The organism is Streptomyces sp. NPDC104381 (genome assembly GCF_055583745.1).
Map to the genome: position 1 here is coordinate 179,196 of NZ_JBVJNK010000011.1, position 20,643 is coordinate 199,838.

General features: G+C 72.4%; 18 protein-coding genes. 6 read left to right on the forward strand and 12 right to left on the reverse strand.

Annotated elements, in window-relative coordinates:
- Position 1 precedes the first annotated feature (1 nt).
- The 3 genes from ACZ607_RS32320 to ACZ607_RS32330 all read left to right on the forward strand — a co-directional run bounded on the left by ACZ607_RS32320 (position 2) and on the right by ACZ607_RS32330 (position 7,297).
- Positions 2 to 3,904, forward strand: a complete 3,903-nt coding sequence (locus ACZ607_RS32320; protein WP_469740839.1) for a DUF5682 family protein — start codon at positions 2 to 4, stop codon at positions 3,902 to 3,904.
- A complete protein-coding gene (locus ACZ607_RS32325) occupies positions 3,901 to 5,853 on the forward strand; it encodes a DNA polymerase III subunit gamma/tau domain-containing protein (protein WP_469740841.1) in 1,953 nt (650 codons plus the stop codon). The genes ACZ607_RS32320 and ACZ607_RS32325 overlap by 4 nt, the downstream gene beginning before the upstream one ends.
- A 418-nt stretch (positions 5,854 to 6,271) precedes the next feature.
- Positions 6,272 to 7,297: a sporulation protein gene (locus ACZ607_RS32330; RefSeq protein ID WP_469740843.1), complete on the forward strand. Its 1,026-nt coding sequence runs from the start codon at positions 6,272 to 6,274 to the stop codon at positions 7,295 to 7,297.
- A gap of 256 nt (positions 7,298 to 7,553) precedes the next feature.
- Here ACZ607_RS32330 and ACZ607_RS32335 read toward each other — a convergent pair whose 3' ends face one another.
- Positions 7,554 to 8,219: a maleylpyruvate isomerase family mycothiol-dependent enzyme gene (locus ACZ607_RS32335; RefSeq protein WP_469740846.1), complete on the reverse strand. Its 666-nt coding sequence runs from the start codon at positions 8,217 to 8,219 to the stop codon at positions 7,554 to 7,556.
- A 226-nt stretch (positions 8,220 to 8,445) separates the two neighbouring features.
- On the opposite strand from ACZ607_RS32335, the gene ACZ607_RS32340 reads away from it, so the two are divergent.
- Positions 8,446 to 8,970, forward strand: a complete 525-nt coding sequence (locus ACZ607_RS32340) for an O-acetyl-ADP-ribose deacetylase (protein WP_469740848.1) — start codon at positions 8,446 to 8,448, stop codon at positions 8,968 to 8,970.
- Between the two features lie 58 nt (positions 8,971 to 9,028).
- Here the strand turns inward: ACZ607_RS32340 and ACZ607_RS32345 are convergent, their stop codons facing one another.
- On the reverse strand, positions 9,029 to 9,388 hold the full coding sequence (locus tag ACZ607_RS32345) for a nuclear transport factor 2 family protein (RefSeq protein ID WP_469740850.1): 360 nt from the start codon (positions 9,386 to 9,388) through the stop codon (positions 9,029 to 9,031).
- A gap of 170 nt (positions 9,389 to 9,558) precedes the next feature.
- Here ACZ607_RS32345 and ACZ607_RS32350 point away from each other — a divergent pair, with 170 nt between their 5' ends.
- Complete coding sequence (locus ACZ607_RS32350) at positions 9,559 to 10,074, forward strand: winged helix-turn-helix transcriptional regulator (protein ID WP_469740852.1); 516 nt, start codon at positions 9,559 to 9,561, stop codon at positions 10,072 to 10,074.
- Between the two features lie 7 nt (positions 10,075 to 10,081).
- Here ACZ607_RS32350 and ACZ607_RS32355 read toward each other — a convergent pair whose 3' ends face one another.
- The 5 genes from ACZ607_RS32355 to ACZ607_RS32375 all read right to left on the reverse strand — a co-directional run bounded on the left by ACZ607_RS32355 (position 10,082) and on the right by ACZ607_RS32375 (position 15,063).
- Entirely contained in the window at positions 10,082 to 10,570 is a 489-nt protein-coding gene (locus ACZ607_RS32355) for a hypothetical protein (RefSeq protein ID WP_469740854.1), read from the reverse strand.
- 97 nt (positions 10,571 to 10,667) lie between these two features.
- Positions 10,668 to 12,185 carry a glycerol kinase GlpK gene (gene glpK, locus ACZ607_RS32360; RefSeq protein WP_469740857.1) on the reverse strand — a complete coding sequence of 506 codons (1,518 nt, stop codon included), beginning with the start codon at positions 12,183 to 12,185 and terminating at the stop codon, positions 10,668 to 10,670.
- A gap of 27 nt (positions 12,186 to 12,212) precedes the next feature.
- The gene (locus ACZ607_RS32365) at positions 12,213 to 13,058 is read right to left on the reverse strand and encodes an MIP/aquaporin family protein (RefSeq protein WP_469740859.1); all 846 of its coding nucleotides are present in this window, start codon (positions 13,056 to 13,058) and stop codon (positions 12,213 to 12,215) included.
- Positions 13,059 to 13,170: 112 nt separating this feature from the next.
- A complete protein-coding gene (locus tag ACZ607_RS32370) occupies positions 13,171 to 14,487 on the reverse strand; it encodes an MFS transporter (RefSeq protein ID WP_469740861.1) in 1,317 nt (438 codons plus the stop codon).
- 12 nt (positions 14,488 to 14,499) lie between these two features.
- Complete coding sequence (locus ACZ607_RS32375) at positions 14,500 to 15,063, reverse strand: NADPH-dependent FMN reductase (protein WP_469740863.1); 564 nt, start codon at positions 15,061 to 15,063, stop codon at positions 14,500 to 14,502.
- 159 nt (positions 15,064 to 15,222) lie between these two features.
- Here ACZ607_RS32375 and ACZ607_RS32380 point away from each other — a divergent pair, with 159 nt between their 5' ends.
- Entirely contained in the window at positions 15,223 to 15,726 is a 504-nt protein-coding gene (locus tag ACZ607_RS32380) for a MarR family winged helix-turn-helix transcriptional regulator (RefSeq protein ID WP_360367695.1), read from the forward strand.
- Positions 15,727 to 15,792: 66 nt separating this feature from the next.
- On the opposite strand, the gene ACZ607_RS32385 is transcribed toward ACZ607_RS32380, so the two are convergent.
- The 5 genes from ACZ607_RS32385 to ACZ607_RS32405 are packed head-to-tail and all read right to left on the reverse strand — an operon-like array spanning position 15,793 to position 20,608.
- Positions 15,793 to 17,202, reverse strand: coding sequence for a purine-cytosine permease family protein (locus tag ACZ607_RS32385; protein ID WP_469740865.1), 1,410 nt, complete (start codon positions 17,200 to 17,202; stop codon positions 15,793 to 15,795).
- 54 nt (positions 17,203 to 17,256) lie between these two features.
- Positions 17,257 to 18,192, reverse strand: a complete 936-nt coding sequence (locus ACZ607_RS32390; protein ID WP_469740866.1) for an ABC transporter substrate-binding protein — start codon at positions 18,190 to 18,192, stop codon at positions 17,257 to 17,259.
- Complete coding sequence (locus ACZ607_RS32395; RefSeq protein WP_469740867.1) at positions 18,189 to 18,875, reverse strand: ABC transporter permease; 687 nt, start codon at positions 18,873 to 18,875, stop codon at positions 18,189 to 18,191. Before ACZ607_RS32395 ends, ACZ607_RS32390 begins: the two co-directional genes overlap by 4 nt.
- Positions 18,876 to 18,878: 3 nt before the next feature.
- Positions 18,879 to 19,529 carry an ABC transporter permease gene (locus ACZ607_RS32400; protein ID WP_469740868.1) on the reverse strand — a complete coding sequence of 217 codons (651 nt, stop codon included), beginning with the start codon at positions 19,527 to 19,529 and terminating at the stop codon, positions 18,879 to 18,881.
- On the reverse strand, positions 19,526 to 20,608 hold the full coding sequence (locus ACZ607_RS32405; protein WP_469740869.1) for an ABC transporter ATP-binding protein: 1,083 nt from the start codon (positions 20,606 to 20,608) through the stop codon (positions 19,526 to 19,528). Before ACZ607_RS32405 ends, ACZ607_RS32400 begins: the two co-directional genes overlap by 4 nt.
- Positions 20,609 to 20,643 lie beyond the last annotated feature (35 nt).

Genomic DNA, 20,643 nt, shown 5'->3' on the forward strand with positions numbered 1-20,643 from the left:
GATGAGCGAACCGACCACCTCCGACACATGGGCCGCCCCGGGGACGCCACCCGCCCCCGGGACGCCACCCGCCCCGGGGACGTCACCCGCCCCGGGGACGCCGCCCGTCACCGAGGCGCCGCCCGTCGGCGCACCGCAGGGGCCGGTGGCCGGGCCCACCACTCCGGAAGCCGCCGTGGAGGCCCTCGCGGCCGCCGGGCCCGGGCTGCCGTATCTGATCGGGGTGCGCCACCACGCGCCCTCGCTGGCGGCCGCCCTGCCGGCACTGCTGGACGCGGCGGCCCCCGACGTCCTCCTCGTCGAACTGCCCGCCGAGTTCCAGCCGTGGCTGGGCTGGCTCGCCCACGAGGAGACCGAGGCGCCGGTCGCGCTGGCCGCCGTTCCGACGGGCGGGGCGGCGGGAGGCGAACGGGGGCCCGCCTTCTATCCGTTCGCGGACTTCTCACCCGAACTGGTCGCCCTGCGCTGGGCGGCCAGGCACGGCGTCCCGGCCGTGGCCTGCGATCTTCCGCTGGCCGACCGGGCCTGGGCGCGGGGCGGGCCGGCCGTCCCCACCCCGGGAGCCGACTCCGCGCCTGTGCCGGGGGAGGGGCACGGACTGTCAGCCGCCCTCCGGTCCCGGCTCACCGGCCGTGACGGGGACGACCTGTGGGACCGGCTCGTGGAGGCCCCGGCACCCGGTTCGACACCCGAGGCACTCCGCCGTGCCGCCCTCCTCACCGGCTGGGCACTGCGGTACGAGGCCGAGGCGAAGGGCGGCGTGGAGGCCGGGGACCTGGCGCGCGAGGCATGGATGCGCGGACATGTCGCCGAGGCCCTCGCGAACGGGCGGCGGCCCGCCGTGGTGGTGGGAGCCTTCCACACCCCGGCGCTGCTGCCGTCCGCGCCCGGGACCGCCGAGGCACCCACCCCTCCGCCGCACGCGACGTCCGCCGGTCGGCGGGCACCGGATACGGACGGCCGGATGACGGGCGCTGCCGAAACGGAGACGTGCACGGTCTCGCTGATCCCGTACACCTATCCACTCCTCGACTCACGGTCCGGGTATCCGGCCGGCATCCGGGACCCGGAGTGGCAGCACACCGTCCTGGACGCGGCCGGGTCCCCGCCCGCGCTGCACGAGGCGCTGATCCGCACCACGGTCCGTGTCTGCGCGACCCTGCGCGAACAGGGGCACCCCTACGGTCCGGCGGACGGCCGCGAGGTCGTCCGGGTCGCCGGGGACCTGGCGCGCCTGCGTGAGCTGCCCGCCCCCGGCCGTGGCGAATTCCTGGAGGCCGTGCAGACGGTGCTGGGACGCGGCGAGACGTACGGCACCGGCCGAGCCGTCGCCCAGGCCCTCGAGCACGTACTCGTCGGAGCCCGCACCGGGCGGCCCACGCCTGCCGCTCCGCGCAGCGGCCTGGGTCCGGCCGTCGAGGCCGACACCGTGGCGCTCTCGCTCCCCGGCCCGGGGGACGCCCATGAGAAGAAGCCGCGCGATCTCCGGCTCGACCCGGCCCGCTCCACCCTCGACGGACGGCGCGAACTGCTGCTGCGCAGGCTGACGGTGTGCGGCATCCCCTACGCGCAGGAACAAGCGGTGACGGGCGCCGGCGGCTCGGAAGGACTGACGACCCGCTGGCAGGTGCGGTGGACCCCGGCGACGGCCGCGATGCTCACGGCTGCCGGGGCTCGCGGCGTCACCCCGGCCCAGGCGGCCGAAGGGCTGCTGCGGCAGAGGCACGCGGCCGAGCGCGCGGAGGGCGGCCCCACGGCCGCCCAGGTCGTGCGGGGCCTCACGGAGGCCGCCGAGTGCGGACTCCCCGCCCTGGCCGACGAACGGCTCACGGAACTGGCGACCGTGCTCCCCTCCAGCGGCACCCTCCCCGAGATCCTCACCGGGCTCGACCTCCTGGACCGTATCGACGCCGGCTATCTGCCCGCCCTGGCCGCCCCCGACGCCCCGCCGTCCTCCGGCGCACCCGAAGACCCGGAAGCCTCCGCCTCCCTCACCGCCGCCTCCGCCCGCACCGCGCACCTCGCACAGGCGAAGGAACTCCTGACCTCGGCGGCGGTCCGTCAGGTCGACGGACTGACCGGATCCGAGGATCCCGAGGACGCCCGCGCCCTGCTCGAACTCGCCCAGCGCGCCGACCGGCTGGGCGGTATCCGGCTCACCGACGCCCTGGTCAGGCTGGCCGCCGACGGCGCTCCGATGATCGCCGCGGCCGCCGGGGCGGTCCGGGTGCTCACCGGCCACGGGGAGGCCGAAGCCTTCGGAGTGCGCGTCGCCTCCTGGGTGGACGGTGCCGTCGACAGCGCCTCCCGGGCCGCGCTCACCGCCCGCCTCACCGGCGTCCTGACGGCGGCGGGCCCGCTCCTGACCGTGGCGGCCGACACCCTGGATCCGCTGCTGCACCGTGTCGTCGAACTGGACGACGCAGCGTTCCTGACACGGCTGCCCGCCCTGCGCGGAGGCTTCGACACCCTCAGTCCCGCCGCACGTGACCGGCTGCTGGACACCGTCGAGGAGAGGCTCGACGAACGGGTGGACAGCATCGGCGACGACGACCCGGCCGACCTCGCGGCCCGGACGGCCGCCGACCTCTCGGCCCGCGAACTCCTCACCGCGCTGGGCCTGCCCGTACCGCCTCCCGGGCACGACGACCGGGTCCGTCCGCAGTCGGACCGTGCCTCCGTGCCCCCGCGACGCGCCGCCGAGGCGTCCTTCGCCGGCGCACCTCCCACCGGGGCGAGCGCCTCTGCCGCGTCCCTGCCGGCGGAGGTCCGCCGCACCGGAGCCGGCCCCGCGCGGACCCTCGCGCCCGCCGACCGGTGGCGGCTCGTCCTCGGCCGGCGCCCCGATCAACTGCCGTCCCGTGCGGCCCGGCTGGCGACCGCACTGGACGAGCTGTACGGGGCGGGGCGCGGCGAGGGGTCACGTGGCGGCCTGCCGGATCCCGGCCGGGGCGGTGGCCGCGAGGCGTCGTTTCCCGGCGTCCGTGAGTGGTCGGAGGAACTGGCCGCGCTGTTCGGCCCCGGCGTCCGAGAGGAGGTCCTCGCCGCCGCGGCCGCGACCGGCCGGCCGGATGTGCTCGCCGAGATCGAACCGGCGGCCGCCACACCCTCCGTGGAACTGCTCCGTACGGTCCTGCGCTACGCCGGCGGCCTCCCCGAGGCGCGGCTGGCGGCGCTCAGGCCCCTGGTCCGCCGCCTGGTCGACGAACTGACCCGGCAACTCGCCACCCGGCTGAGACCCGCTCTCACCGGCACCATGCTGGCCCGGCCCACTCGGCGTCCGGGCGGCCGGCTGGACCTGGCCCGCACGCTGCGCGCCAATCTGGCCACCGCTCGCCGGACGGCCGACGGAACGGTCCAGGTGATCCCCGAGAAGCCGGTGTTCCGCAGCCGCGCCCGCCGGTCGGCCGACTGGCGTCTGATCCTCGTCACCGATGTCTCCGGATCCATGGAGGCATCCACGATCTGGTCCGCGCTGACCGCCTCCGTGCTGGCCGGGGTGCCGACCCTGAGCACCCACTTCCTCGCCTTCTCGACGGAGGTCGTCGACCTCACCGGCCATGTGCACGATCCTCTCTCCCTCCTGCTGGAGGTGAGTGTGGGCGGTGGCACCCACATCGCCGCCGGGCTGCGGCACGCACGCAGCCTGATCACGGTGCCCACCCGCACCCTCGTCGTCGTCATCAGCGACTTCGAGGAGGGCGCCCCACTCGGCGGACTGCTGGCCGAGGTACGGGCCCTGGTCGCCACCGGGGCCCACGTCCTCGGGTGCGCGAGCCTCGACGACGCGGGCCGGCCCCGCTACTCGACGGGTATCGCCGGCCAGCTCGTGGCCGCCGGTATGCCCGTCGCGGCACTCAGCCCACTCGAACTGGCCCGCTGGATAGGGGAGAAGACCGCATGACCGCCGCCCAGTTGCCACCTGTCGCGCCGGATGTCACGGCCACCCTGGTGGAAGAGCTCTCGCCCCGGCTGCGCAAGCGGCTGGACGCGGCGGTCACCAAACTCGGCGCCCGCCCGGCGCACCGTGACGAGGACACGGTGACGATCGCGGTCGACGAGGAGACCGGTCTGCGCATGCACGCCTCGGGCGGCGTGGTGGCGACGGCCGACGCCATCACCTGCGGCTGTCTCCTCGCACCGGCCTGCGTCCACCGGGCAGCCGCGGCCTGCGCCGCACCCGCGGCGGACCCGGCCCCCGAGCCCGCCGTCCAACCGGCCCCGGCCGAAACCGGATCCGCATCGCCTGCCGAAGGCACCGCCGACGCGCCCCACGGCACCGCGCCCGCGCCGGAGGGCACCGCGCCCGCGCCGGAGGGCGCCGCGCCCGCACCGGACGCCACCGCTCCCGCACCGGACGCCACCCCTCCCGCGCCCGGCGACACGGCCCCCGCGCCCGGCGACACCGCCCCCGCGCCCGACGTGGCGAGCCCGGCTCAGCGAGCTGCGGCCGGTGCCGTGTGGTCGGCGGCAGCAGCCGTGCTGGAGGCGGGCGTCGAGGGGGCAGGGGCCGTCGCCCAAGCGGCGCTTCTCCGCGCCGCGCACACCGCCCGGCTCCAGCACCTGCCGCGCGCCGCAGGGGCCGCACTGTCCGTCGTCACGCTGCTGCGCGCAGCCCGCGCAGGGGATCCCTCCTACCGCACCTCGGACCTCGTCACCGCCCTGGCCGAACTCCTGGGGACCGCGCACCGGGTGGGGACCACATCCGGTGCGGAGCTGGCCGCCGTCAGAGGCCGGGCACGCCGCCCGTACAGCCCGGACGGCTCGCTGCGCCTGTACGGCCTGTTCACCGAACCCGTGGTCACCGACTCGGGGCACGGCGGCGCCCGCACCTGGGTCGTCGGACCCGACGGCCGCCTCTGCACGGTCGGCGACGTGGCGCCGGGCGGCGTCGGACGCGCCCTGGGCGTGGCCGACCGTGCCGTACGCCTCGGGGAGAGCGCGCTCACCCACCGCGAGCTGGGCCGCGCCGGACTGGCGGTCTCGGGGGCGACCGTCTCACCGGACGGCAGACTGGGTGCCGGAAAGGGAGTCAAGGCCGTCACCGCCCGAGGCGCGGCATGGACCGAGCCACCGCTCGCCGCCCTGTGGGAGACACCACCGTTCCAGCAGGCCGTACGCGCCCTACGCTCCACATCCCGCTACGCGGATCCGGACGGCGGCGGCAGCGACCTGCTCTTCCTCGACGTCGAACTACGCGGCGTCGTACGGGAGCCCGGCGGCACCTGCCTGCTCGCCTCGTGCGACGGCGGCATCCTCGTCCGGCTCACGGTCGCCGACGACGACCCCGCGCTGGCCCACCGGGACAACCTGATGCTCCTGGCCGCAGCACCGGGGACACGGCTGCGGATCATCGGCCGTCTGGTGCCCGCGCTCCACCCCAGGCTCGCCCTCCTCGCCTGCTCGCACCCCACCGGTGAGGGCACGATCGACCTCGGCTTCGACCGTCTGCGCCGCGCCGACCTGCCCGTCCCGGACGCCCACGCGCGCCCCGCCCCGCCCGAGCCCGGCAACTCCGGCGCACACTCACCCCTGCACCTCCTGGAGCGACGGGTCGAACAGACGGTCCCGGCGGGCCGGGCCGCCCTCGGCATGCTCGGAGACGTCTCAGCCGAGGCCCGCAGCCTCCGCCGGGCAGGCCTTCCTACGGCCGCCGGCCTTCTCGTCGCGCTGTGCGACTCGGCGTCCCGACGCGAACGGGACCCCTTCGGCCGTCTTCTCCCTGCCGACACCGACGGCTTCGCCACCCACTGGCTGGCCGCCGCCCGTTACTCGTCCGCCGTCTCCGAGTCCCTGTGCGCGGCCGCCTGGGAAGCCCGTCCGGAACTCACGGCAAGCCCGGGGCGGTCCTGACCGGCGACGTACTGGCGACACCGCACCGCCCGGATTCGGCGCCCTCTCCGCGATCGCCTGGCTCAAAAGCTGCGGACGCGGAGACAGGGTGGCTTCCGGAAGGCCGACCTCCGAGAGCCTGCCGCCTTCTCGGCCCGGCGGGCCGGGCGGAAACGGTGCGGTCGCAGGTAGTTCAGCACGCCTGACACGATGGCAAAGGGATCATAAAAGTACCTTGTCAGAAGACCTGTTGACCTCTCGCAGGGCCCTTTTTCGGCCTTTCCCCGCCAGGGCGCCGGGAGAGCGGTCCCGCAGGGCACGCCGCCTCTATGCTTCTACATGTTTGTAGAAATATGGGGCGCCTCGGAGGGATTCCCGTCCGGGGAGAGCCCACCGAGGGCTTTCGGAACCATTCGTACATGAAGGAGTGAGCGCCGCGATGGTGTTCAAACGACTGCTCGGCTCGCTCGGCGTGGGCGGCCCCTCGGTGGACACGGTCCTCGACCCGGCTCCGGCCCTGCCGGGCGGCAGCCTCGGAGGGCACGTCCATCTCACGGGCGGCAGTGCCGACTTCGACATCGAGCAGATCACTCTGGAGCTGGTCGCGAGGGTGGAGGCGGAGCACGAGGACGGTGAGAGCGAAGGAGCCCTCGTCTTCGACCGGTTCACCGTCGGCGGTGGGTTCCGTCTCGCCGAGGGCGAGCGGCGCAGCATTCCCTTCTCGGTGATGTTGCCGTGGGAGACCCCGGTCACCGAGCTGTACGGCCAACCGCTGGGCATCGTGCTCGGTGTGCGTACGGAGCTCGAGGTGGCCGGGGCCAGGGACAAGGGCGACCTCGACCCGCTCGCCGTGCGGCCCCTGGAGGTCCAGGAGGCGATTCTGGAAGCCCTGGGTCAACTCGGCTTCGGCTTCAGGACCGCGGATCTGGAGCTCGGCCGCATCGGTGGAACCGGCCAGCAGCTGCCGTTCTTCCAGGAGATCGAGCTCGCCCCGCCCGCGCAGTACGCGCACAGCGTCAACGAGATCGAGGTGACCTTCCTTGCCCACGCCGGGGGGATGGAGGTCGTTCTGGAGGCGGACAAGCGCGGCGGCCTCTTCTCGGCCGGCCACGATGTGCTCACCCGCTTCACCGTCAGCCACCACGGGGTCGAACAGCACGACTGGAACGCCGAGGTGGACGGCTGGATGCGCAGGCTCGTCGAGAACCGGTCCTCGTACGCGGCCCACGGTTCGTACGGCCATGGCGAGCCGTACGGCGGCTACGCGCACAAGGACGACCACGGCCACGACTCACACCACCACGACGGTGGCCACGGCCGGTCCGGGCCAGGAGTGGGCACCGCCATCGCCGCCGGGGCTGCGGGCCTGGCCGTCGGGGTCGTCGGCGGGATGGTGGCGGCCGAGGTGGTCGACGAGGTCGGCGACTTCTTCGAGGGCGACGACGAGGGGAGCGAGGAGGACTGAGAGGGCAGCGTCCTGCCCCGTTCGACGAAGACGAAGAAGCGCCGGGAGCCCCCGGGCACCACGCACATCCTGTCCCGGTAGTCGCTGACACCTGAGGGGCGGCCGGCGAATGGCCGGGCCGCCCCTTCGGAGCAGGCGGAGTTGCCAGGAGGGCTGTGCTCCGGGCTCCGGGGCGGCGCCGCGTGCCTTTCCGGTCGCGCGGAGGAACAGCGGGAGTGCGGGCGTAGCGGCTCGGCGGCCGTGGGGTTCCCGCGCCTCACGCCCCGCCGCAGCGCTCGCGGAGGCGCTCGACACCGTCACCTTCCAGGTCGTCGAGATACGCCGCACGCCCGGTCATCGCCATCGTCAGGGCCAAGGTACTGCCGGACACCCGTGCCCCTGACCCGGTCTCGAACGAACTGTCATCTGCGACCAGCCGCAGGTCAGCGATGCGCCCTTTGGCGAGGACCACCAGATCCGAACCCTGGTAGTAGCGGGCCACCCGGGTGACGGCCTCGGCCGCGTAGTCGTGACGCATGCCCAGCGGACGCCGGATGTCCTCCGCGTGCACGATCGTCTCGCCGAGCATGGCCACGGCAGGCAGAGGAGGCTTGGTCCTGCTGGCGACCACGCGCCGGAACCGCTCCAGTGTCTCGGCCGGACTCGCACCGAGCTGCTCGGCCAGCCGCACCGCCACCTGCTTGTCGAAGTCGAATCGGCAGCGGATCACGCCCGCCAGCCAGCGCACGGAGTTGAGGCTCGCCCCCGCGGTGAGGTGCGCCAGCACCTCACGCACCGTCAACCCGGTGCACAGCGAGGGGGTCGACCACTGATCGCCGGACAGGTCCGCGAGATCGGCTGCCAGCGCCGCTCGCTCCGCCCGGATCAATGACCGGACCGTGGCCCCCGTGCTGCGCTCTGCTGCCGGTTCCGAACCAGACATGTGGGTGGGTCTCCTGTCACGCGTCGTGGGTCTGCGTTGCACCTGCGCCGGACGTGTTGTCCGGAAGGGTGTGTCCGAAGAAGAGACTCTCCCGGTGGAGCGAAGTCATCGCCGACGAGGTGTTCACCGCGTCCGCGGGCGCGAGCGACGAGGTATTCACCGTGTCCGCGGGCGCGAGCAGGGAGTCGGGCGACCGACCGCAGCTGACGGGCGGCAGTATGGCCGCATGACGACACGACCGACGATCACCCTCGTACGCGGGGACATCACCGAGCAGCACTGCGATGTCCTGGTCAACGCCGCCAACTCCTCACTCCTCGGCGGCGGTGGGGTGGACGGAGCGATCCACCGGCGCGGCGGGCCCGAGATCCTCGCCGCCTGCCGCGACCTGCGGGCCTCGCACTACGGCAAGGGGCTGCCGACCGGGCAGGCGGTGCCGACGACGGCGGGCCGGCTGCACGCGCGGCACGTCGTTCATACGGTGGGCCCCGTGTGGTCCCGCACCGAGGACCGTTCCGCGTTGCTGGCCTCCTGCTACCGGGAGTCCCTGCGCGTGGCGTCGGAACTGGAGGCCCGGACGGTCGCCTTTCCGGCGATCTCCACGGGCATCTACGGTTGGCCGCTCGACGACGGGGCCCGGATCGCCGTACGTACGGTCCGCGAGGCGGCGCTCCCTCCGATCACCGAGGTCCGGTTCGTGCTCTTCGACGAGGAGGCGTACGCCCGCTTCGACGAGGCGCTGAACGCGTAGGGGACCCTACAGGCCTGAAAGCCCCGTGCTCCCTGGCGCCCGCAGGGCCCGGCGGCCGTCAGGGGGCGATCGTCAGCTCGTCGATCAGGTCGTGCCCGTCGAGGACGAAGCGGTAGCGCAGATCGACACTGCCGCCGGGGAAATCGCCCTCGAGGTGCTGGACGACGGTGTACCTGCCGGGGTCGTCGCGCTCGGCTCCGACGGGCGTGGTGGTGTAGGTGTACTCGGTGGTGGCCTGCTCCAGCCAGCGCCCGATGGCGACGGTCCCGTGGTACGAACGGCCGTCGTCCGTGACGGTGGCCTCCGGCGCGAACGCGGCCGTGGCCGTGGGGAAGTCCCGTGCTTCATGGGCCCGAAGGAAACGTCGGACGACCTCTGGCAGGTCGGCGACGTCGACCGGGCCGGGGTGTTCGGTCATGGCTGCCTCACGTGCGTGGTGGATGTCGGTGGCCGGGCGTGCCGCGACGCGTGCAGACGCCGGACGGCGGGCCCGGGACTGCCTGCGGGCGGACACGCAGGAGCGCACCGCTGGCAACTGCTAAAATAGAAGCCAGTAACTTCGACTTTAGCAGTAACCCCGGAGGTGTCATGTCGAGCAGGGTCTGGCTGGAGGATCGCGAGTGCCCGCTGTCGACCACGGTGCAGCACGTCGGCGAGTGGTGGACGCTGCTGATCCTCCACGACGCCTTCGACGGCTATACGCGCTTCGACCAGTTCCAGCAGAGCCTGGGCATTTCCACCAGCATGCTCACCGCACGGCTGAAGACCCTGGTCGCCGACGGCCTGCTGGAACGGCGCCCCTATCGGACCGCCCCGGTCCGCCATGAGTACGTGCTCACCGAGCGCGGGCACTCCCTGCGGCCCGTGATCGTCGCCCTGGCCGCCTGGGGCAACCGTCACCTCGCGCCGCAGGACCGGTCCATGGTCCTCGTCGACGCGGAGACCGGCCAGGAGGTCGATCCCGTCGTGGTCGACGCCCGCACCGGCAAGAGCCTCGACGACAGCGACGCGTACGTGTTCGCCGCCGGTCCGGCCGCCGGCGAGGGCATGCGGGCTCGCTACACCGCACTCGAGGAACAGCGGCGATCGCGGGCAGCTCTCTGACGAGACGTCAGCACCCGCACCGGTTGCGCGAGCGGGCCGAACGGCGGGAGCGGCCGGAGCGGTGGGACACCGACGCGCACGCACCGCGCGGCCCCGCCCCCAGGAAGCCGAGGCCGATACCGAGCATCCAGGTGTCCTTCGCCAGGGCGATGCCGTCCTGGGTGGGGCGCAGGCTGCCCTGCTCCCGCATGCCCGGGACCCGCAGATACAGGCCGACGAGACCTCCGGAGAAGCCGGTCAGCGCCAGTCCTGCCAGCCGGGTCGGGACGAACGGAGCGAGCAGCGCCCCGCCGACCGCGATCTCCGCGCAGGCCAGCAGCCGGGTGAAGCGTCCCGCCTCGAGCTTGTCCAGGAACGGGTACGCCGTGCAGGCCATGCCGTGCAGACCCTGCGCGGTGGCCTCGTCCGCCTTCAGCTTGCTCAGGCCGGAGTTCAGGATGAATGCGCCGGTCGCGAGACGCGGGGCCACATCGCGTGGCTCGTACGCCATGGTCATGCGAACCTCCAGAGATCGGTTCCGCAGCCCCTCATCGAGCATAGCCAGCCCCCGCCGGGCCCGCTCCGTGAACAGGTCGGGCCCGGCGGGGTGGGAGTCAGGGGACCTGGACCCAGTCCAGTGTGCGTTCCACGGCCCGCTTCCAGCCCGCGTAGCCCTCGGCGCGCTGCTCCTCGGTCCAGCGGGGCTGCCACCGTTCGGATTCTTTCCAGTGGGTGCGCAGCTCGTCGGTGTCCCGCCAGAATCCGACCGCGAGACCGGCGGCGTACGCGGCGCCGAGAGCGGTCGTCTCGGCGACCACCGGGCGGCTGACCGGAACGCCGAGGACATCGGCCTGGATCTGCATGCAGAGGTCGTTCGCGGTGACGCCGCCGTCGACCTTGAGCACATCGAGATGGACACCGGAGTCGCGCTCCATGGCCTCGACGACATCGCGGCTCTGGTAGCAGATGGACTCCAGGGTCGCCCGCGCCAGATGGGCGTTGTCGTTGTACCTGGCCAGGCCGACGATCGCCCCGCGGGCGTCGGAGCGCCAGTACGGGGCGAACAGCCCCGAGAACGCCGGGACGAAGTACATGCCGCCGTTGTCCTCGACCGTACGGGCGAGTTCCTCGCTCTCGGGGGCGGACTTGATGATCTTCATCTGGTCGCGCAGCCACTGCACCGCGGACCCGGTCACGGCGATGGAGCCCTCCAGCGCGTACACCACCGGGCTGTCACCGAACTTGTACGCCACGGTCGTGAGCAGCCCGTGCTGGGAGCGGACCAGTTCCGTACCGGTGTTCAGCACCAGGAAGTTGCCCGTGCCGTAGGTGTTCTTGGCCTCGCCGGGGGCGAAGCAGACCTGGCCCACGGTGGCCGCGTGCTGGTCGCCGAGGACCCCGGTGATGGGAACGGCGCCGCGCAGCGGCCGGGAGCTGCGTGTGACACCGAAGGCTTCCGCGTCCGACGACGGGTTGATGGTGGGGAGCATGGCCCGGGGGATGCCGAAGAATCCCAGGAGCTCGTCGTCCCAGTCGAGGGTCTCCAGATTCATCAGCATGGTGCGGCTGGCGTTGGTGACGTCGGTGGCGTGGATGCCGCCGTCGGGGCCACCGGTCAGGTTCCACAGGACCCAGGCGTCGGTGTTGCCGAACAGGGCGTTGCCCGCCTCCGCGGCCTCCCGTACGCCGTCGACGTTCTCCAGGATCCACTGGATCTTGCCGGCGGAGAAGTAGGTCGCCGGGGGCAGCCCGGCCTTGCGGCGGATGACGTCGCCGCGCCCCGAACGTTCGAGGTGCGCCGCGATGGTGTCGGTCCGGGTGTCCTGCCACACGATGGCGTTGTAGTACGGCCGTCCGTTGCGCGGGTCCCAGACCACCGTCGTCTCACGCTGGTTGGTGATGCCGATGGCCGCCAGATCGTCTGCCGACAGGCCGCCGAAGCGCAGCGCGTTCTGCATCACCGAGTTGGTGCGTTCCCAGATCTCGACCGGGTCGTGTTCCACCCAGCCGGAGCGGGGGAGCACCTGGGCGTGTTCCAGCTGGTGCCGGGCGACCTCGTTGCCGCCGTGGTCGAAGATCATGAATCGGGTGCTGGTGGTCCCCTGGTCCACCGCGCCGATGAAGTCCGCCATGATGTGCCACCTCTCCGGACGGTGCCGTCAGTCCTGGGATGCCGGGGCGCGTCCCGGCGGCTCGGGTACCGCGGTGGGCAGGAACCTGCCGATGAACGCCTTGTACATCCCCGCGCCGAGCAGGCCGCCGATCAGCGGACCCAGGATGGGTACCCAGAAGTAGAGATTTCCGTACTGATCTCGCCACGCCCCGTTGTAGCCGGTGATGAAGCTCGCCAGCCGGGGGCCGAAGTCACGGGCCGGGTTGATCGCGTAGCCCGCGTTGGTTCCCCACGCCATGCCGATGGCGACCACGATCAGTCCGGTGATGAACGGACCCAGGTTCGCGCCCGGCGCCGTGTTGAGCATGTCGGTGACGGCCATGATCAGCAGGAGCAGGATGGCGGTGCCGATCACCTGGTCGCGGAACGCGCCCCACTCGTGGACCGGCAGCGCCGGATTGCCGTTGGCGGGCAGGGTGGAGAACACCGTCTGTGTCTTGGTCGTGTGTCCGGGGTCGGCCTTCGCCAGCGCCTCGCTGTAGTTCCAGCGGACGAGGAGGGCGGCCACGAACGCGCCGGCCGTCTGTGCCAGTGCGTAGGGAACCACCTTGCGCCAGGAGAAGCCCCTGAACGCGGCGAGCGCGAGGGTCACCGCGGGGTTGAGATGGGCGCCGCTGAGCCGCGCCGCCACGTAGACGCCCAGGGTGACGCCCAGGCCCCACGCCCACGCGATGCTGTCGTGGTCGCCGAGCCCTCCGGGTGGATCCGTCAGGGCTCCGCCCGCGGCCACCTGGGCCACGACGCCGCACCCGAAGAGGATGAGGATCATCGTCCCCAGGAACTCCGCGGACAACTCGCCGATCAGTCCGGATCTCGCACGTGTCTCAGCCATGGGAGCTCGCCCTCCGCCGGCCGAACCGGCCCTCGACTACCTGATCAATGTCAGTAGGCTAAGGCGCCTCGCACGAGTGCGCATATCGGGAGCAATCGCCGCGTACGGCCTCTCAGTCGGCGTGCGCCGCTTGTGGATCCGCCGCCGGCGGCGCGGGGCGGTCCGTGGCCCGGGTGGGCGCGGACGCGTCCACCGGTGCGGTACGCCGGTGTCGTACGGCCGCCCGGTGGGCGAGGGCGAGCAGTCCGGTGCAGGCCGCCAGCAGGGCCGCGAGGATCAGCGCCACCCCGGCCACGCTGCCGACCACCAGCGGGAGTTGGGCGCCGGCGCCGGAGCCCAGGTTGAGCAGGAAGCCGTAGGCGGCGATCGCGGTGGTACGCGCGGCCCCGGCGCTCACACCGATCGCCTGGACCACCGCGGGGCCGGCCGTGGAGACGGCCAGGACGAAGACGAACAGGGCGGCCCCGAGTGCCACGCTGCCGCCTCCGCCGACCAGGGCCGCGACGACCAGGCCGGCCCCGGCCAGACCGAGCGAGGCGGCGGCCCGTCGCAGCGGCGGGAAACGGCCGAGCACGGGGGCGGCGAGGACGGCGAGCACCATGGCGGGCAGGGCGCTGGCCCGCAGTCCGAGCATCGCGCCGGGATCACCGACCAGGTCGGCGGGTCCGTACAGCTGTACGACCGTGTAGATGGCGGTGAGGCTGCCGAGCAGGGGTACGGCGATGACGAGCAGCGGCAGCAGACGCGCCGAGCGCAGGACGCGCAGGCCGCCCTCGGCGGCGTCCCGTCCGGGGGTGCCGACCGTGCCGGGCAGCAGAATCCGCCGCAGCGCCACGGCTCCCACGGCCAGCAGCGGTGCGGAGATGAGGAAGACCGCCCGCCAGCCGAGCGCGGAGCCGAGCACCTGTCCCTCGATCTGGCTGAGCACCGCGCTGGCGCCTCCGGCGGCGTTGACGGTGGTCAGGGCCAGTGGCAGCCGCCGCTCCGGGACCCGTTCCGAGAGATAGGCGTACGACATCGGGACGAACGACCCGGCCGTGACGCCCTGGAGGGCCCGTGCGGCCGAGGCCCAGGGGAGGTCGGTGGCGAGCGGCACGAGGGCGGTCGCCACGGCCATGGCTGCCACGGTGCCCGCCAGGATCGTGCGGCGGCCGTAGCGGTCGGAGAGCGGGCCGCCGGCCAGGGAGCCGCACGCGTAGGCGACGGCGAAGACGGTGGTGGCCCAGGCCGCCGACTCCTGGGGTACGCCCCAGTCCCGGCTGAGCTGCGGCATGAGCGGGATGGTGATGAAGGCCTGGCCGACGACGAGGACCGCGACGGCGGACACCACGGCGACGGTGGCGCCGAAGGGGGCGTGCGTGGGCGCCCCTTGCCCGGCCGACGCGGGTGTGCGGGCGGGGCCGGTGGGCCCCTCGGGAGTGGAAGGCATCCGAGTCACCCCTCAGCGCGCCGAGACGCGGGCGCCCAGCGCGTCGGTGAGCTCCCTCAGCAGGGACACCGTCGTCGGGTCGGTGACGGAGCCGTCGGCGGCCACGCGCTCGTGGCAGCGGAACACGGCGACCTCGGGCTTGGCCAGGACGTCGGCGCCCATGGACACCAGTATCTGACGGAGCGCCAGCTGTCCGCGTGCCGAGCCGAACGGCCCGGGGGAGGCGCCCGCCACGGCCGTGGGCTTGCCGGCCACGATGCCACCGGCCGGCGGGGTGCTGATCCAGTCGAGGGCGTTCTTGAGCGCTGCGGGAACGGATGCGTTGTGCTCGGGCGTGACGATGAACAGGCCCTGCGCGGCCGCCACCCGCCGCCGCAGTGTGGCGACCTCCTCGTGCGGGGTGCCCCGGTCGTGGTCCTCGTTGTACATCGGCAGCCGGCCGAGGCCGTCGTACACCTCGATGTCCACATCGCCGGAACTGTGCTTCACCGCCGCCCTCAGCAGGGCCGTGTTGTACGACTCCGCCCGCAGGCTGCCCGACAGGGCGAGAACGGTGCCGCGAACCTCGCGTGTCATGGTGATCCACCTCTCCGTATGCAACTGACCTGCGCCTGGGCGCAGTTGACGGGAGCCGGTGCGGCGGGCGCCGCCGCGCTAAGCTCCTGTCCCATACGAACATCACAGGTATCTGAGCGTCAAGTCTCTGACTGTTCAGATAATGAGTGAGGAGAGACCATGTCCGACGCGGTGGACGCCATCCGTGACCTCTGGCGCACCGAGCGCCCCGACCTCGACACCTGGCCGGCGGGCATCGTGGGCCGGGTGCAGCGGCTGAGCCGGACCCTGGAGCGGGAGCTGCGGCAGTTCGACACCCGGCACGGCCTGGAGGCGGGGGAGTTCGACGTGCTGACGACCCTGCGCAGGTCGGGGCCGCCCTACCGGATGACGGCCGGAGCCTTCCTGAAGGCCTCGATGATCACCTCGGGCGCGGTCACCCGGCGTATCGACCGTATGGAGGCCAGGGGACTGGTGGAGCGCGTACGCCCCCAGGGCGGTGACCGGCGTTCGGTGCAGATCCAGCTCACGGAGAAGGGGAAGCAGGAGGCCGACGCGCTCTTCCCGCAGCACCTGGAGAACGAGGTGCGGATGCTGTCGGCCCTCAGCCGGGAGGAGTCCGACGAACTCGCCCGGCTGCTGCGCAAGCTCCTCGAATCCCACGGCGACACGTCCCTGACGTGACCCGCGTTCGCCGCGGGGGAGCGGCCGCGTCCCGCGACGGGGCCGCCCCCTGCGGGATCCCGGCTGTCAGCGCGCCGGGCCGGACGCCAGGGTGTACCGGGTCTCCTCCGGGATGTGGGACGTGTCGCGGCGTGCCAGCAGCCAGTACAGAACCGCGGGGACCGCGAGGCCCACGATCCACGAGATGTCCGCGCCGCCGAGCGGGGCCGCCAGCGGACCCGTGTAGAAGTGCGTCACGAGGAACGGGAGCTGGGCGAGGATGCCCACCGCGTAGACGAGGAGCGCGTCCAGGCGCCAGGCGCCGTAGCGGCCCAGGGGGTCGAAGAGCGCGGGGATGTCGTACCGCTCCCGTGAGATCAGGTAGTAGTCGACGAGGTTGATCGCCGACCACGGCGTGAAGAACGTCAGCAGGAACAGCAGGAAGTCCTTGAAGGACGTCAGGAAACTGTCCTTGCCCAGGAGCGCCACCGCTGTCCCCGCCACCATGATCAGCGCGATGTACGCGGTCCTGCCGCGCTGCGACAGCGTCCTCTGGCCCCGGAATCCGCTGATGCCGGTCACCATCGACATGAAGCCGCCGTAGGTGTTCAGCACGTTGATGGTCAGCTTTCCGAGCGCGATCGAGAAGTAGAGGAACGAGGCGATCAGCCCCGCACCGCCCAGACCGACCACGTACCCGACCTGGTCCGCGAGGAAGGCCTCCCCCGAACTCGCCGCCACGAGCACCCCGAACGTCATCGACCACTGCGAGCCGACGGCCGACCCCGAGAGGGTCCACCAGAAGGTGGCCCGCCCCGACGTCGTACGCGGCAGATAGCGCGAGTAGTCCGCGACGTACGGCCCGAAGGCGAGCTGCCAGGATGCCGAGAGCGACACCGCGAGCAGGAACACCGGCAGGTCGAAGTGGGCGTCACCGAGCAGCGCCGACAGGTCCACGCGGTCCAGGAGGCGGATGCCCAGGTAGACGAAGGCGAGCGCGCAGACCACGCTGGCCACCCGTCCCAGGACGTGGATCACGCGGTAGCCCACGGCCGCCGCGACGGCGGTGACGAGGGCGAACGCGATGATGCCGGTGGCGTCGTCCGTGTGCGTGAGCCGGGCGGTCGCCTGGCCGGCGAGGACGCTGCCGCTCGCGAAGAAGCCCACGTACATGAGGATGACCAGGAGGAGCGGGACGACCGCGCCGCGCACCCCGAACTGGGCCCGGGACTGGATCATCTGGGGCAGGCCGAGCTTCGGACCCTGCGCGGAGTGCAGGGCCATGACGGCGCCGCCGAGCAGATTGCCCAGCAGCAGGCCCACCACCGACCACACCACGTCCCCGCCGAAGACGACGGCGAGGGCGCCCGTGACGACCGCGGTGATCTGGAGGTTGGCGCCGAGCCAGAGGGTGAACTGACTGAACGCGGACCCGTGCCGTTCGTCGTCCGGGACGACATCGATGGAGCGTCGCTCCACCAGGTCTTCAGCTGCCATGACTCGGTTACCCGGCCTCTCGGTGGTGTGTCGTGCCGTTCGGTCCTGCGGTGGCTACTTCTTCTTGATCCCGTGCTTCGCCGCCCAGTCGTACGCGACGTCCTCGGGGTCCTTGCGGTCCTTGTCCACCAGGCGGTTCAGCTCGGTGAGGTCCTTCGTCGTCAGCGCGTTGCCGAGCCCCGCCAGTGCCTTGCGGACCGTCGAGTCGGCCTTGCGGTCGGCGATGAGGGGGACGACGTGCTGGCCGGGGATCAGGTTCTTGGGGTCGGTGAGCACGACCCAGCCCTCGGCGACGATGTCGGTGTCGGTGGTGAAGAGGTTCGCGACGTCGACATCGCCCTTCTTCAGGGCGCCCTTGACCAGCGGCCCCGAGGAGTCGAGCGACTTGAACTCCTTGAACTCCACGCCGTACACGTCCTTGAGGCCCACCGCGCCCACCGCCCGCTTCTTGACCTCGGGCGCCGCGCCGATGACCAGCTTGCCGTTGTGCGCGGCCAGGTCGGCGAGGGACTTCAGGCCGTAGGCGTCGGCCGTCTTCCGGGTGACGACGAAGGCGTCGGAGTCCTCGGCCTCGCCGTAGGGGAGGATCTGGAGGCCGCGCGGCAGGGCCATGGCGAGGGCGTTCTGCATCGCGCCCTCCTCGGTGGCGGTGGCCTCGGCGTCGAGGTAGTGCAGCAGTGCGCCCTGGTATTCGGGCAGGAGGTCGATGTCGCCGCCCTTGAGAGCGGGGATGAGGATCTCGCGGGTGCCGAGATTGGGACGGACCGTGGTCTTCACCCCGGCCGCTTCGAGCGCGGCCGCGTAGAGGTACCCCAGCACCTGGTTCTCGGTGAAGTTGGCGGTGCCGATGGTGACACCGCTCTCGCTGGAGCCTCCGCCGCCGGCGCCGGAACCCTGCCCGTCCAGCGAGGTGATGCCGCTGCTGCAGGAGGCGAGGGCGGGGACGGTCGCGGCGGCGAGGAGTCCGCCGAGGAGGTTTCTGCGGTTCATCGTGCTTGCTCCTGGGCTTGCTGGGCGGGACGGTGCCGGAAGAGGACGCGCTGGAGTGCGGAGAGCGCGAGGTCGAGGACGACGGCGACGAGCGCCACGAGCACGGCACCGCCGAGCACCTGCACGAGGTCGCGCTGGGCGAGGCCGTCGAAGACGTACCGGCCGAGCCCTCCGAAGGAGACGTACGCGGCGATGGTGGCCGTCGCGACGACCTGGATGAGCGCGAGCCGGAGCCCGGTCATGATCAGGGGGAGCGCGAGGGGCAGTTCGACCTGGAGGAGCACCTGGTGCCAGCGCATCCCCTGGCCCCGGGCCGCGTCCCGCACCTCCGGGTCGACGGCGGTCATCCCGGCGTACGTGTTGGTGACGACGGAGGGCACGGCCAGCGCCACGAGCGCGATGTAGACGGGCCACATCGACAGTCCGCTCACGAGGAAGACCAGCACGACGAGACCGACCGTGGGCAGCGCCCGCCCGAAACTGGACAGATTGATCGCGAGGAACGCGCCGCGCCCGGTGTGCCCGATGAGCAGGCCGATGGGCAGCGCGATGGCGGCGGCCACGAGGGTGGCGAGCAGCGAGTACTGGAGGTGCTCGGCGAGACGGTGCCCGATGCCGTCGGGGCCGGCCCACTGCTCACCGCTGACCAGCCAGGCGCCGAGTCCCTTGAAGAGTTCGTACATGGTTCAGGCCCCCTGCTTCTGCCTGCGGGTCCAGGGAGTCAGGACGTACTGGAGGGTGACGAGCAGGGCGTCCGCGACGAGCGCGAGGAGCAGCGTCAGGACGACGCCGACGATGACGGGGGTGGGGAAGTTGCGCTGGAACCCGTCGGTGAAGAGCTGGCCCAGTCCGCCGTCGCCGATGTACGTGGCCACGGAGACCAGCGAGATGGCCATCACCGTCGCGATGCGCACGCCCGCCATGATCACCGGGAGGGCGAGGGGCAGTTCGACGGTGAGCAGGGTGCGCAGCGGCCGGGTGCCCATGGCCTTCGCGGCTTCCTTGGTCCTGGCGGGGACCGAGTCGAGGCCCTCGACCGTGTTCCGCAGGAGCACGACCAGCGTGTAGATCGTCAGCCCGATGACGGTGGTCGTGCGGGTGAGCCCGCTGACCGGGAGGAGGAGGACGAACACGGCGATGGACGGGATGGTGAACAGGACGTTCGACAGGCCGAGGAGGAACCCGCGCAGCGGTCGCACGCGGTGCGCGACCACGGCCAGGGGCAGTGAGATCACCAGCCCCAGGAGTACGGCGGTGAGGGCGGCCTGCAGGTGGGAGAGGGACAGGGAGGTGAGATCACCGGTGTGGTCGGCTATCCACGACCATTCGACGGTCATGCGGTCACCGTGCTTGCCTCGCCGTGCGGGTGGCCCGGGTGCCCCGCGTGCAGGTGCCCCGCGTGTACGTGTCCCGCACGGTCGTGGATGTCCTCGCGTGACGTCACGCCCGTGAGGACGCCGTCCGCGTCGACCCGCGCGACCAGGCCGCTGGGCGCGGCTACGGACTCGTTGAGCGCGGAGAGCAGGGAGTCCGTGTCCCGCAGCGCCCGGACGGGGGTCTCCAGGTCCGTCTCGGTGTCGCGCCAGGCCAGCGGCCTGCGGGCGGTGTCGAGGGTCAGCTGCCAGCGGCTGCCCTCGGGTGCGGGCGCCTGCGGGACCTCCGCGAGCGTCGTCAGGGACAGCAGCTTCAGGCCACGCTCCGCGCCGAGGAAGTCGGCCACGAAGGCGTCCGAGGGGCGGGCCAGGAGTTCGGCGGGGCCGGCGCACTGGACGAGATGGCCGCCGGTGCGGAAGACGGCTATGCGGTCCCCCAGCCGTACGGCTTCGTCGATGTCGTGCGTGACGAAGACGATGGTCTTGCTCAACTCCCTCTGGAGACGCAGCAGCTCGTCCTGGAGCTGGGTGCGGACGACGGGGTCGACGGCGCCGAAGGGCTCGTCCATCAGGAGGACCGGCGGGTCCGCGGCGAGCGCCCGGGCCACGCCGACGCGCTGCTGCTGACCGCCGGAGAGCTGATGCGGATAGCGCTTGCCGGCGTCCGCGGAGAGGCCGACCGTCTCCAGGAGCTCCGACGCCCGCGCCCGCGCCTTCCTGCGGCCCCAGCCGAGCAGCAGCGGCACGGTCGCGATGTTGTCCAGGACGGTGCGGTGCGGGAAGAGTCCGGACTGCTGGATCACATAGCCGATGGACCGGCGCAGTTCGGCGGCGTCCTGCTCCAGGACGTCCCTGCCGTTGACCCGGATCGTCCCGGAGGTCGGCTCGACCATCCGGTTGATCATGCGGAGCGTCGTCGTCTTGCCGCAACCGGAGGATCCGACGAGGACGGTCACGCCCCCTTCCGGCATCTCAAGGGTCAGGTCGTGCACCGCGGTTGTGCCGTTCGGGAAGCGCTTGTGGACCGTATCGAATTGGATCATGAGGAGTCCCTTGCCCGGCTGCATATCATCATGCA

What these genes read in the sequence shown, in the direction of transcription:
- ACZ607_RS32355 (WP_469740854.1), bottom strand. Translation starts at nt 10,570, where the DNA reads ATGACCATGGCGTACGAGCCACGCGATGTGGCCCCGCGTCTCGCGACC.
- ACZ607_RS32335 (WP_469740846.1), bottom strand. Translation starts at nt 8,219, where the DNA reads ATGTCTGGTTCGGAACCGGCAGCAGAGCGCAGCACGGGGGCCACGGTC.
- ACZ607_RS32375 (WP_469740863.1), bottom strand. Translation starts at nt 15,063, where the DNA reads ATGACACGCGAGGTTCGCGGCACCGTTCTCGCCCTGTCGGGCAGCCTG.
- ACZ607_RS32340 (WP_469740848.1), top strand. Translation starts at nt 8,446, where the DNA reads ATGACGACACGACCGACGATCACCCTCGTACGCGGGGACATCACCGAG.
- ACZ607_RS32370 (WP_469740861.1), bottom strand. Translation starts at nt 14,487, where the DNA reads ATGCCTTCCACTCCCGAGGGGCCCACCGGCCCCGCCCGCACACCCGCG.
- ACZ607_RS32350 (WP_469740852.1), top strand. Translation starts at nt 9,559, where the DNA reads ATGTCGAGCAGGGTCTGGCTGGAGGATCGCGAGTGCCCGCTGTCGACC.
- ACZ607_RS32395 (WP_469740867.1), bottom strand. Translation starts at nt 18,875, where the DNA reads ATGTACGAACTCTTCAAGGGACTCGGCGCCTGGCTGGTCAGCGGTGAG.
- ACZ607_RS32320 (WP_469740839.1), top strand. Translation starts at nt 2, where the DNA reads ATGAGCGAACCGACCACCTCCGACACATGGGCCGCCCCGGGGACGCCA.
- ACZ607_RS32390 (WP_469740866.1), bottom strand. Translation starts at nt 18,192, where the DNA reads ATGAACCGCAGAAACCTCCTCGGCGGACTCCTCGCCGCCGCGACCGTC.
- ACZ607_RS32330 (WP_469740843.1), top strand. Translation starts at nt 6,272, where the DNA reads ATGGTGTTCAAACGACTGCTCGGCTCGCTCGGCGTGGGCGGCCCCTCG.
- ACZ607_RS32325 (WP_469740841.1), top strand. Translation starts at nt 3,901, where the DNA reads ATGACCGCCGCCCAGTTGCCACCTGTCGCGCCGGATGTCACGGCCACC.
- ACZ607_RS32345 (WP_469740850.1), bottom strand. Translation starts at nt 9,388, where the DNA reads ATGACCGAACACCCCGGCCCGGTCGACGTCGCCGACCTGCCAGAGGTC.
- ACZ607_RS32380 (WP_360367695.1), top strand. Translation starts at nt 15,223, where the DNA reads ATGTCCGACGCGGTGGACGCCATCCGTGACCTCTGGCGCACCGAGCGC.
- ACZ607_RS32400 (WP_469740868.1), bottom strand. Translation starts at nt 19,529, where the DNA reads ATGACCGTCGAATGGTCGTGGATAGCCGACCACACCGGTGATCTCACC.
- ACZ607_RS32385 (WP_469740865.1), bottom strand. Translation starts at nt 17,202, where the DNA reads ATGGCAGCTGAAGACCTGGTGGAGCGACGCTCCATCGATGTCGTCCCG.
- ACZ607_RS32405 (WP_469740869.1), bottom strand. Translation starts at nt 20,608, where the DNA reads ATGATCCAATTCGATACGGTCCACAAGCGCTTCCCGAACGGCACAACC.
- glpK (WP_469740857.1), bottom strand. Translation starts at nt 12,185, where the DNA reads ATGGCGGACTTCATCGGCGCGGTGGACCAGGGGACCACCAGCACCCGA.
- ACZ607_RS32365 (WP_469740859.1), bottom strand. Translation starts at nt 13,058, where the DNA reads ATGGCTGAGACACGTGCGAGATCCGGACTGATCGGCGAGTTGTCCGCG.